1 pseudogene is annotated in these 13,589 nt (G+C 65.2%); it reads left to right on the forward strand.

The window, feature by feature from the left end:
• Positions 1–16: 16 nt before the first annotated feature.
• A pseudogene (locus tag P2T68_RS15080) lies at positions 17–13,561 on the forward strand (non-ribosomal peptide synthase/polyketide synthase).
• Positions 13,562–13,589: the final 28 nt, after the last annotated feature.

Below are 13,589 nucleotides of genomic sequence, written 5' to 3' on the forward strand. Positions count from 1 at the left end.
TGGCGTGCAAGCATTAATCGAGTCGGTAGGGTCACTTTCTGCGCAACAAAAGAAAGCGTTGGCGGTCATGCTCAAGCAACAAGGCATCAACCTGTTTGAGATTGCCCCGGTTTTCAAGCGTCAGGACGGTGAGCCCCTTCGACTCTCTTATGCCCAGGAGCGGCAGTGGTTTTTGTGGCAACTGGAGCCGCAAAGCCCGGCCTACAACTTGCCGCGCGCCTTGCGGCTCAAGGGCCGGCTCGACCGTGTCGCCCTGCAACGCAGCTTCGATAGCCTGCTGGCCCGCCATGAAAGCCTGCGCACCCACCTGCATCAAGATGCCGAGTAGGTGCTGCAGGTGATCGACCCCGTGGTGCGCGTTGAAATCGCCCATGAAAACGGTGACCCCGAGCAGCTTGAAGCGCTGGTGCAAGCAGAAGTCGCCAAGCCGTTCGACCTGCAGCAAGGCCCGCTGCTACGGGTCAAGCTGCTGCAACTGGCGCCGGATGAGCATGTGCTGGTGCTGGTGCTGCACCACATCGTGTCAGACGGCTGGTCGATGCAAGTGATGGTCGATGAGCTGGTGCAGTGTTATGTGGCTTACAGCCAGGGCCAGGAGGCGCGCTTGCCGGCCTTGGCGATTCAATACCCGGACTACGCCTTGTGGCAGCGCAGTTGGATGGAAGCCGGTGAGAAAGAGCGCCAATTGGAGTACTGGCGCGAGCAACTGGGGGGCGAGCAGCCGGTATTGGAGTTGCCGCTGGACCACCCGCGCCCGGCCGTACAAAGCTATCGCGGCGCGCGACTGGACATGGGCCTGGAGGCGACGCTGGTCACCGGCCTCAAAGCGTTGGCCCAGCGTGAGGGCGTGACGCTGTTCATGCTGTTGCTGGCGTCGTTCCAGACCCTGTTGTATCGCTACAGCGGGCAGTCGGATATCCGTGTCGGCGTGCCGATCGCCAACCGCAACCGCGCGGAGACCGAACGCCTGATCGGCTTCTTCGTCAACACCCAGGTGCTCAAGGCCGATATCGACGGGCAGATGACCTTCAGCCAGTTGCTCACCCAGGTCAAGCAGCGCGCGCTGCAAGCCCAGAGTCATCAGGACCTGCCGTTCGAGCAGTTGGTGGAAGCCCTGCAACCGGAGCGCAGCCTGAGCCACAACCCGCTGTTCCAGGTGATGTTCAACCACCAGACTGAAGGCCGCAGGGTACGCGGCGAGCAGCAGTTGCCCGGCCTGGCGGTGGAGGCGCTGGAGTGGGACAGCCAGAGCGCCCAGTTCGACTTGAGCCTGGACACCCAGGAATCGCCCGACGGTATTTGGGCCTCGCTGACCTACGCCACTGACCTGTTCGACGCCGCCACCGTGCAGCGCATGGCCGAGCATTGGCAGGGCTTGCTGCGTGCCGTCGTCGGGCGGGCGGGCGCGCGCATCGCGCAACTGACGATGTTGACCGAGGCCCAGCAACGCGGGCTGTTACAGGACTGGAATCACGCAGCGCCAGTGTTGCAACACAGTGCGGGTGTGCATGGGCTGTTCGCGGCGCAAGCGCTGCAACGCCCGGAGCACACGGCACTGTGCCTGAGCGGACAGTCGCTGAGCTATGCCGAATTGAACTGCCGAGCCAACCGCCTGGCCCATGCGCTGATCGCTCGAGGTGTCGGCCCCGAAGGGCTGGTCGGCGTGGCGGTGGCGCGCTCCTTCGAGATGGTGGTGAGCCTGCTGGCGGTGCTCAAGGCCGGCGGCGCCTATGTGCCGCTCGACCCGCAATACCCGCGTGAACGCCTGCTGCATATGCTTGAAGACAGCGGCGTGCGCCTGGTGCTGACCCAGGCGACTCTCGACCTGCCGCTGCCCGAAGGCTTGGCGACGCTGGACCTGACGCATACGGATTTGACTCAGTACCCCGAGACGGATCCGCAGGTAGCCGTCGACCCGCAAAACCTCGCCTATGTGATTTACACCTCCGGTTCCACCGGCAAACCCAAGGGCGTGGCGATCAACCATGGGGCGCTGACCGAGTTCTCCAGTATCGCGGCGGGCTATTCGCGGTTGACCCAGGACGATCGCGTCCTGCAATTCGCCACCCTGAACTTCGACGGGTTCGTCGAGCAGCTCTACCCGGCGCTGACCCATGGCGCCACCGTGGTGTTGCGCGGCCCGGAGCTGTGGGACAGCGCGCGGTTGTACGAGGAAATCATCGCTCAAGGCGTCACCCTGGCCGATTTGCCCACCGCCTACTGGAACCTGTTTTTGCTCGACTGCCTGGCGGCGGGGCCGCGCACATATGGCGCGCTGCGCCAGATCCATATCGGCGGCGAAGCCATGCCGCTGGACGGCCCGGCACAGTGGTTGAAGGCCGGCCTGGGCCATGTTCGATTGTTGAATACCTACGGCCCGACCGAGGCCACGGTGGTCTCGAGCGTGCTGGATTGCACGTCCAGCGAGACCATTGGCGCTACCGCCAGCCCGATTGGTCGCTCCTTGCCAGGCCGTGCCCTGTACGTGCTGGATCGCGACTTGAACCTGGCGCCACTGGGCGCGGTGGGCGAGCTGTATATCGGCAGCCACTGCGGTTTGGCCCGCGCCTATCTGAACCGTGCGCTGTTGACCGCCGAACGCTTTGTGCCGGACCCGTTCGGCGCAACCGGCGAGCGCCTGTACCGCACCGGCGACCTGGCGCGCTACCGTGCCGACGGGGTGATCGAGTACGTCGGGCGTGTCGACCATCAGGTAAAAATCCGTGGTTTCCGCATTGAGCTGGGGGAAATCGAGACGTTGCTGCTGGCCCAGCCCGGCGTGCGTGAAGCGCTGGTGTTGGCGGCCGACCATCAACTGATCGCCTACCTGGTCGCCGAGCAACAGGATGCCGAAGCGCTCAAGGCTACCTTGCGTGAGCAACTGCCGGACTACATGGTGCCGGCGCACCTGATCTTCCTCGACCGCATGCCGCTCAATCCGAACGGCAAACTGGATCGCCAGGCACTGCCGAAACCCGACGCCAGCCAGCCGCAACACGCCTGGGTCGCGCCGGTGACGGAGCTTGAGCAACAGGTCGCGGCCCTCTGGGCCGACATCCTGGGTGTCGAGCGGGTCGGGCTGGCGGATCACTTCTTTGAGCGGGGTGGCCACTCGTTGCTGGCGATGCAGGTGGTGTCGCGTCTGCGTCATGCCCTGGGGCGTGAAGTGCCGTTGAAACTGCTTTTCGAACAACCGCGTCTCGAACGCTTTGCCGCCGCCTTGCACGCCCTGGAAGCAAGCGTTGGCGAGCCGGTTCCCGCGTTGTTGCCGGCCAGCCGCGAGCAACCACTGCCGTTGTCCTATGCCCAGGAGCGCCAGTGGTTCCTCTGGCAACTGGACCCGCACAGCGCGGCTTACCACATCCCCAGCGCCCTGCGCCTCAAGGGTGCGTTGGACCGTTCGGCGCTGCAACGTAGTTTCGATGCCCTGGTCGCTCGCCATGAGAGCTTGCGCACCTGTATTCAGGTGCTGCCAGAGGGCGCGCGCCAAGTCATTCAAGCCCAGGCCCCGGTGTCGATTGCCCTGGGTGAGGTGAGCGAGACCGATCTGCACGCGCAGGTCGCCGCCGAGATTGCCCGGCCGTTCGATCTGCAAGCCGGGCCGCTGTTGCGTGTGACTCTGCTGCGCCTGGCCGAGGACGAGCATGTCTTGGTGTTGGTGCAGCACCATATCGTCTCCGATGGCTGGTCGATGCAGGTGATGGTCGACGAGCTGGTGCAGCTGTATGCCGCCTTCAGCCAGGGCGAGATGCCGCAATTGCCGGGCATGCCGATCCAGTACGCCGACTATGCGCTGTGGCAACGCGATTGGATGGAGGCCGGCGAGAAGGCGCGTCAATTGGCGTATTGGCACGACCTGCTGGGGGGTGAACAACCGGTGCTGGAGCTGCCGTTCGATCATCAGCGCCCGGCGCAGCAGAGCCATCGCGGCGCTCGCCTGGACGTAGCGCTGCCAGCGGCCCTGGCCACCGATCTCAAGGCATTGGCCCAGGTTCACGGTGTGACGTTGTTCATGTTGCTGCTGGCCTCGTTCCAGACGTTGTTGCACCGCTACAGCGGCCAGCAGGACATCCGCGTCGGCGTGCCCATTGCCAACCGCAACCGCGTGGAAACCGAGCGCCTGATTGGCTTCTTCGTCAATACTCAGGTGCTCAAGGCCGAGATCGATGGGCAGACGACCGTTGCCCAGTTGCTGGCCCAGGTCAAACAGCGCGCGCTGGAGGCCCAGGCCCACCAGGACCTGCCGTTCGAGCAGTTGGTGGAAGCCTTGCAGCCGGAGCGCAGCCTGAGCCTCAACCCGCTGTTCCAAGTGATGTTCAACCACCAGGCCGAAGGGCGCCCGGGCGATACGCCGTCGGCACTCGCGCACTTGCGCATCGAAGGCTTGACGTGGGAGCGCCGCACGGCCCACTTCGACCTCGACCTGGACGTGCAGGAAAACCGCGACGGGCTGTGGGCGTCGCTGGGTTATGCCACCGATCTGTTCGACGCCTCGACCATCGAGCGCATGGCGCGCCACTGGCAGAACCTGTTGCAGGCGATGGTCGATGATCAGTCGCAAACCCTTGGCCAATTGAACCTGCTGGATCGCGACGAGCAGCAGCACATCTTGCAACTGTGGAACCGCACCGATTCCGGCTTCCCGGCCACGCGCCTGGTGCACGAATTGGTCGCTGACCGCGCCGCTGAAACACCGGAGGCCGTGGCGGTGAAGTTCGACGCGCAGACCCTGACTTACGGCGAGCTGGACCGCCAGGCCAACCGCCTGGCCCGTGCGCTGATCGCCCGTGGTGTGGGCCCGGAAGTGCGCGTAGCGATTGCCATGCCACGCAGCGCCGAGATCATGGTGGCGTTCCTCGCGGTGCTCAAGTCGGGCGGGGTGTATGTGCCGCTGGATATCGAATACCCGCGTGATCGCCTGCTGTACATGATGCAAGACAGCCGCGCCCGGTTGCTGCTGACTCACTCGCGGGCGTTGCAGCAACTGCCGATCCCTGACGGCTTGGATACCCTGGCGATCGATCGCACCGAGGAATGGGCCGATTACAGCGACACGGCTCCAGACGTGAAGCTGCACGGCGACAACCTCGCCTACGTGATCTACACCTCCGGCTCCACCGGCCTGCCCAAGGGCGTGGCGGTGTCCCACGGCCCGCTGGTGGCGCACATCATTGCCACCGGCGAGCGCTATGAAACCTCGCCGGCCGATTGCGAACTGCACTTCATGTCGTTCGCCTTCGACGGTTCCCACGAAGGCTGGATGCACCCGCTGATCAACGGTGCAAGCGTGCTGATCCGCGATGACAGCCTGTGGTTGCCCGAATACACCTACGCGCAGATGCATCGCCACCAAGTGACGATGGCCGTATTCCCGCCGGTGTACCTGCAACAGCTGGCCGAGCATGCCGAGCGCGACGGCAACCCACCGGCCGTGCGGGTGTACTGCTTCGGCGGGGATGCGGTGGCGCAAGCCAGCTACGACCTGGCCTGGCGTGCGCTGAAACCGACCTACCTGTTCAATGGCTACGGCCCAACCGAAACCGTGGTCACGCCGTTGTTGTGGAAGGCCCGCAAGGGGGACCCGTGCGGTGCGGTCTATGCGCCCATCGGCACACTGCTCGGCAACCGCAGCGGCTATGTGCTGGACGCGCAACTCAACCTGCAGCCCATCGGCGTGGCCGGCGAGTTGTACCTGGGCGGGGAGGGTGTGGCCCGGGGGTACTTGGAACGTCCGGCACTGACCGCCGAACGCTTCGTGCCAGACCCCTTCGGCAAACCCGGCAGCCGCGTGTACCGCAGCGGCGACCTGACCCGTGGCCGCCCGGACGGCGTGGTGGATTACCTTGGCCGCGTCGACCATCAAGTGAAGATCCGCGGCTTCCGCATCGAACTGGGTGAAATCGAAGCGCGCCTGCGAGAGCAGGACAGCGTCGGCGAAACCGTGGTCGTGGCCCAGGACGGCCCGACCGGCAAGCAACTGGTGGCCTATGTGGTGCCTGCCGATCCTGCCCTGGTCAACGCGGTTGAATTCCGTGAAGCACTGCGGCGTGCCTTGAAAGCCCGTCTGCCCGACTACATGGTGCCCGCGCACTTCATGTTCCTCGCGCAGATGCCGCTGACTCCCAACGGCAAGCTCGACCGCCGCGGCCTGCCGCTGCCCGACGTTGCCCAGGCCCAGGGGGTGTTCGTCGAGCCGGTCAGCCTTTTGCAGCAGCAGGTGGCTGCGATCTGGGCCGAGGTACTCGGCGCCGAACGGATCGGCCTGAGCGATCACTTTTTTGAACTGGGCGGGCATTCCTTGCTGGCCATGCAGGTGATCTCGCGCCTGCGCCAATTGCTGGCGCGCGAAGTTGCCCTGCGCACGTTGTTCGAACAGCCGCAACTGGAAGGGTTTGTGCTGGCGTTGCAGGCGCAGCACGCCACGGTACTGGCCCCGCCGATGCTCGCGCTCAGCCGTGAGCAACCCCTGGCGTTGTCCTATGCTCAGGAGCGGCAGTGGTTCCTCTGGCAACTGGAGCCTGAGAGTGCGGCCTACCACGTGCCCAACGCATTGCGCCTGAGCGGGCAACTGGATCGCGCGGCCTTGCAGCGCAGCTTTGACGCCTTGCTCGCACGCCATGAAACCTTGCGCACCGTGTTTGTCACCGACGGTGAGTCCACGCGGCAGCACATCCTGCCCGTCGCCACAGTGAGGCTGGATGAGGCGCGGCTGCTCGGTGCATCGCCGCAGCAGGTACAGGCGCGGGTGGAAGCGGAAATCGCCCGGCCTTTCGATTTGTACCAGGGCCCGCTGCTACGCGTGACACTGTTGCAACTGAGTGAACAGGAACATGTGCTGATATTGGTCCAGCACCATATCGTTTCCGATGGCTGGTCGATGCAAGTCATGGTCGATGAGCTGGTGCAACTGTACGCCGGGTTCAGCCAGGGGCGGCCGGCGCAATTACCCGCGCTGGTGCTGCAATACGCCGATTACGCCGGGTGGCAGCGCGAGTGGATGGACGCCGGCGAGAAGCAGCGCCAGATGGAGTACTGGCAGGGCCTGCTGGGCGGCGAGCAACCGGTACTGGAGTTGCCGCTGGATCATCCGCGCCCCGCGGTGCAGAGCTACCGTGGCGCCCAGCTGGAAGTCGGCCTGGATGCCGATGTGGTTGCCCGCCTCAAGGGCCTGGCGCAACGCGAAGGGGTCACGCTGTTCATGCTGTTGCTGGCGTCGTTCCAGGTCGTGTTGCATCGCTACAGCGGGCAGTCGGACATCCGTGTCGGGGTGCCGATCGCCAACCGCAACCGGGTGGAGACCGAACGCCTGATCGGCTTCTTCGTCAACACCCAGGTGCTCAAGGCCGATATCGACGGGCAGATGTCCTTTGCCCAGCTGTTGCAGCAGGTCAAGCATCGCGCCCTGCAAGCCCAGGCGCACCAGGACTTGCCGTTCGAGCAATTGGTGGAAGCGCTGCAACCGGAGCGCAGCCTGAGCCACAACCCACTGTTCCAGGTGATGTTCAACCACCAGGCCGAGGCGCGTGTGCCGCGTGGCGAGCAGTTGCCTGGCCTGCGGGTGGAAGGGCTGGAGTGGGACAGCCACACCACGCATTTCGATCTGAGCCTGGATACCCAGGAGTCCGCCGAAGGCATATGGGCCTCGCTGACCTACGCCACCGACCTGTTCGAGGCCGCCACCGTGGCACGCCTGGCGCGGCATTGGCAGAACCTGTTGGACGCTGTGGCGCGAGATGCCCGGCAACCCATCGGCGAGTTGAGGCTGCTCGATCGCCAGGAACACGCGCGCCTGCTGCGGGATTGGAATACCCCGGCGCCGGCGTGCTCGATTCAACAGGGGGTGCAGCACCTGTTCGAGCACCAGGCGCAACGGCGTCCGGAGCACACGGCACTGTGCCTGGGCGGACAGTCGCTGAGCTATGCCGAATTGAACCGCCGAGCCAACCGCCTGGCCCATGCGCTCATCGCTCGAGGTGTCGGCCCGGAAGGGCTGGTTGGCGTGGCGGTGGCGCGCTCGTTCGAGATGGTGGTGAGCCTGCTGGCGGTGCTCAAGGCCGGCGGCGCCTATGTGCCGCTCGACCCGCAATACCCGCGTGAACGCCTGCTGCATATGCTTGAAGACAGCGGCGTGCGCCTGGTGCTGACCCAGGCGACTCTCGACCTGCCGCTGCCCGAAGGCTTGGCGACGCTGGACCTGACGCACGCGGATTTGACTCAGTACCCCGAGACGGATCCGCGGGTAGCCGTCGACCCGCAAAACCTCGCCTACGTGATCTACACCTCCGGCTCCACCGGCAAACCCAAGGGCGTGGCGATCAACCATGGGGCGCTGACCGAGTTTTCCAGCATCGCGGCGGGCTATTCGCGGTTGACCCAGGACGATCGCGTCCTGCAATTTGCCACCCTGAACTTCGACGGATTCGTCGAGCAGCTCTACCCGGCGCTGACCCATGGCGCCACCGTGGTGTTGCGCGGCCCGGAGCTGTGGGACAGCGCGCGGCTGTACGAGGAAATCATCGCTCAAGGCATCACCCTGGCCGACTTGCCCACCGCCTACTGGAATCTGTTTTTGCTCGACTGCCTGGCAGCGGGGCCGCGCACGTATGGCGCGCTGCGCCAGATCCATATCGGCGGCGAAGCCATGCCGCTGGACGGCCCGGCGCAGTGGTTGAAGGCCGGCCTGGGCCATGTTCGATTGTTGAATACCTACGGCCCGACCGAGGCCACGGTGGTCTCGAGCGTGCTGGATTGCACGTCCAGCGAGACCATCGGTGCCACCGCCAGCCCGATTGGTCGCTCCTTGCCAGGCCGTGCCCTGTACGTGCTCGATCGCGACTTGAACCTGGCGCCACTGGGCGCGGTGGGCGAGCTGTATATCGGCAGCCACTGCGGTTTGGCCCGCGCCTATCTGAACCGTGCGCTGTTGACCGCCGAACGCTTTGTGCCGGACCCGTTCGGCGCAACCGGCGCGCGCCTGTACCGCTCCGGCGACCTGGCGCGCTACCGTGCCGACGGGGTGATCGAGTACGTCGGGCGTGTCGACCATCAGGTGAAAATCCGTGGTTTCCGCATTGAGCTGGGGGAAATCGAAACGTTGCTGCTGGCCCAGCCCGGCGTGCGTGAAGCGCTGGTGTTGGCGGCCGACCATCAACTGATCGCCTACCTGGTCGCCGAGCAACAGGATGCCGAAGCGCTCAAGGCCACCTTGCGTGAACAACTGCCGGACTACATGGTGCCGGCGCACCTGATCTTCCTCGACCGCATGCCGCTCAATCCGAACGGCAAGCTGGATCGCCAGGCGCTGCCGAAACCCGACGCCAGCCAGTCGCAACACGCCTGGGTCGCGCCGGTGACGGAGCTTGAGCAACAGGTCGCGGCCCTCTGGGCTGACATCCTCGGTGTCGAGCGGGTCGGGTTGGCCGACCACTTCTTTGAGCGAGGCGGCCACTCGTTGCTGGCGATGCAAGTCATCTCCCGCCTGCGCAATGTGTTGGGCCGAGAGGTTGCGCTCAGAAGCCTGTTCGAACACCCACGGCTGCAGGGGTTTGTCGCAGCGCTGTCGACCGAAAGCGGCATGCCATTGGCGCCACCCCTGGTCGCGGTGGAGCGAGGGCAGCCCTTGCCGTTGTCCTATGCCCAGGAACGCCAGTGGTTCCTCTGGCAGTTGGACCCGCACAGCGCGGCCTACCATGTGCCGAGCGCGTTGCGCCTCAAAGGCCGCCTGGATCCCGTGGCGCTACAGCGCAGTTTTGACGCCCTGGTTGCGCGTCACGAAAGCCTGCGCACCCACCTGAAACCGGACGACGGGCGTGTGGTGCAGGTGATTGGCGCGCCGGCCAGCGTTGAGATCGCCCAGGTCGATGTGGATGCGTCGGCCCTGCGCAGCCAGGTGGAGGCTTACATTGCGCAGCCTTTCGACCTGACCCAGGGCCCGCTGATGCGGGTGTGGCTGCTGCGGGTGGCTGCTGACGACCACGTGCTGGTGCTGGTACAGCATCACATCATCTCCGATGGGGGATCGATGCAGGTGATGGTCGACGAGCTGGTGCAGTTGTACGCCGCCTTCAGCCAGGGCGAGAAGCCGCAATTGCCGGCCCTGCCGATCCAGTACGCCGACTATGCAGTGTGGCAGCGCCAGTGGATGGAGGCCGGCGAGAAGGCGCGCCAGCTGGCTTACTGGCGAGACCTGCTGGGGGGTGAACAACCGGTGTTGGAATTGCCGCTGGATCACGCCCGCCCGAGCCAGCAAAGCCATCGCGGCGCGAGCCTGGACATCCACGTACCGGCGGCACGGGTCACCGCGTTGCGCGCGCTGGCCCAGCGTGAGGACGTGACATTGTTCATGCTCCTGCTCGCCTCATTCCAGGCGTTGTTGCACCGCTACAGCGGCCAGCGGGACATTCGCGTCGGCGTGCCCATCGCCAACCGCAACCGCGTGGAAACCGAGCGCCTGATTGGCTTTTTCGTCAATACCCAGGTCCTCAAGGCCGATATCGACGGGCAGCAGACGGTTGCCCAGTTACTGGCCCAGGTCAAACAGCGCGCGCTGGAGGCCCAGGCCCACCAGGACCTGCCGTTCGAGCAGTTGGTGGAGGCGTTGCAGCCGGAACGCAACCTGAGCTTCAACCCGTTGTTCCAGGTGCTGTTCAATCATCAAACCCAAGCCAGTGGCCACGACCAGGCTGAGCCGTTGCCCGGCCTGCAGGTCAGCGGCCTGGCGTGGGACAGCCACACGGCCCAGTTCGACTTGAGCCTCAATACCCATGAGTCGGCCGAGGGGCTTGCCGCCTCGTTCACCTACGCCACGGACCTGTTCGAGCCGGCCACCCTGGCACGCATGGCCGGCCATTGGCTGAACCTGCTCGACGGCATGACCCAGGACACCCGGCAGCGTATCGGCCAGTTACCGTTGCTGGATGACCAGGAACAGCAAGCAGTGATCCACGACTGGAACGCTACCGCTCGCGATTACCCGTTGCAGCGTTGCGTGCATCAGTTGATTGAAGAACAGGTCGCGCGCACGCCGGATGCGCCGGCCCTGGTGTTTGGCCAGCAGCGTCTGAGCTACGCGCAACTGAACCGCCGCGCCAACCGCCTGGCCCATCGTTTGCTCGCGGCTGGCGTCGGGCCGGACGTGCTGGTGGGCCTGGCGCTGGAGCGTTCCATCGAAATGGTGGTTGGCCTGCTGGCGGTGCTCAAGGCCGGTGGCGCCTATGTGCCGCTGGACCCCGAGTATCCACGTGAGCGCCTGGCGTACATGCTTGAAGACAGCGGCGTGAAGTTGCTGCTGACTCAAGCGCACCTGCTGCAACAGCTCCCCATACCCCAGGGCCTGGATCATCTGGTGCTGGGTGAGTCGTGGTTCGAAGGCTACAGCGATAGCAACCCAGGTATCGTCCTGGACGGCGAAAACCTGGCCTATGTGATCTACACCTCCGGCTCCACCGGCCAGCCCAAAGGCGCGGGCAACCGGCATTCGGCCCTGACCAACCGCCTGCAATGGATGCAGGAAGCCTATGGCCTCGGTGCCAGCGACACGGTGCTGCAAAAGACCCCGTTCAGCTTTGACGTGTCGGTGTGGGAGTTCTTCTGGCCGCTGATGAGCGGTGCGCGCCTGGTGGTTGCAGCGCCGGGGGATCATCGCGACCCGGCCCGGTTGATCAGTGTGATCACCGCCGAGCAGGTCACTACAGTGCACTTCGTGCCCTCGATGTTGCAGGCGTTCCTCCAGGATGCGGCGGTGACCCGTTGCCAAAGCCTGCAGCGCATTGTGTGCAGCGGCGAGGCGCTACCGGTCGACGCCCAGCAGCAAGTCTTTGCCAAACTGCCGCAAGCCGGCCTCTACAACCTGTATGGCCCAACCGAAGCCGCCATCGACGTGACCCACTGGACCTGCGTCGACGAGGGGCACGACACGGTGCCGATCGGCGAACCGATTGCCAACCTGCGCACCCATGTGCTGGATGCCGACCTGTCACCCGTGCCGGTCGGAGTTGCCGGTGAGCTGTACCTGGGCGGCGCAGGCTTGGCGCGTAGTTATCATCGGCGTCCGGGCTTGACCGCCGAGCGCTTCGTGCCTTGCCCGTTCCACCCTGGGGCGCGGCTGTACCGCAGCGGCGACCGGGTACGCCAGCGTGCCGACGGCGTCATCGAATACCTGGGCCGCCTCGACCATCAGGTCAAGCTGCGCGGCTTGCGCATCGAGCTGGGTGAAATCGAAGCGCGCCTGCTGGAACACCCGGCTGTGCGTGAAGCGAGCGTGCAGGTGGTTGATGGCAAGCAACTGGTGGCTTATGTGGTGCTGCAACCGAACGGTGACGATTGGCGCGAGCGCTTGAGCACCCACCTGGCCAGCCACCTGCCGGACTATATGGTCCCGGCGCAATGGGTAGTGCTGGAGCACATGCCGCTGAGCCCCAACGGCAAACTGGACCGCAAGGCGCTGCCCAAGCCCGAGGCCGCTGGCCGCGAGTACGTTGCGCCGCAGACTGAGGCCGAACAACAGATTGCCGCGGCATGGGCGCAGGTGCTGCAGGTCGAACGTGTCGGGTTGCATGACAACTTCTTCGAGCTGGGCGGTCATTCGCTGTTGGTGCTGATGCTCAAGGACCGCATTCATCAGGTGTGCGGTGTCGCGCTGGGCGTCAACCAGTTGATGCTGCACCCGACGGTCGCGGCTCAGGCGCGTTGCCTCGAGGGCGAGGGCGAGCGCTCGTTGATCGTCCGGCTCAATAGCCAGGCCCAGGGCACGCCGCTGTACCTGTTCCACCCAAGTTTTGGCTCGGTGCATTGCTACAAGGCCATTGCCCTGGCGTTGCGTGAGCAGCGTCCGGTGTTGGGCGTGATGTGCCGGGCACTGGTGGACGAAAGCGTTGAAGTGCCGACCTGGGCGCAGATGGTCGAGGACTACACCCAGCAATTGTTGAGCGCACAGCCCCACGGCGCTTACCGCCTGGCCGGCTGGTCCCTGGGCGGCAACCTGGCCATGGAGGTGGCTTACCGCCTGGAACAGGCGGGCCGCGTGGTGGAATCAGTGGGCTGGATCGATGCGCCGCCCCCGGCCCGCTTTACTGCGTTCTGGCAGCAGGGGGCGCAGTTGGATCAGCGGGTGACGTCTGCGGCCGAGCGGCGCGTGGAGTTGCTGGCGGTGATGTTCCCGGCGTACGCCGAGCAGATCCACGCGGTGTGGCAGGCGACGTGCGGCAGCCAGGATGAGCAATGGCAGCAGGTGTCCGATTGGGCTGAGCGGACCCTGGGCGATAGCTTCCGCGTGCTCAAGGATGAGTTGCAGTCGGGCGGCGAAACCGAGCGCTCCTGGGCGCTCAAGCAGGTGCTGGATGAGCGCCTGCAAGACACCGATTACCGCGCCATCCGGGCGCCGGTCAATTGCTGGTGGGCGGCCCTGAGCGAGGGCGGTATCCACCAGGCGTTGATCGAGACCGGTATGCGCGAGGTGATTGGCCAGGCGGGTATCCGGCGTTCGGTGGTGATCGATACGACTCACCACCGGATCGTGGATAACGCTGAGTTCATCAGCAGCTTTGTGGCAGCGATGGAGTAAGCGGTTGCTGTAAAGGGCGCCCCTGGCC

The sequence above is a fragment of the Pseudomonas sp. G11 genome (genome assembly GCF_029457515.1).
Taxonomy (GTDB): domain Bacteria; phylum Pseudomonadota; class Gammaproteobacteria; order Pseudomonadales; family Pseudomonadaceae; genus Aquipseudomonas; species Aquipseudomonas gorinensis.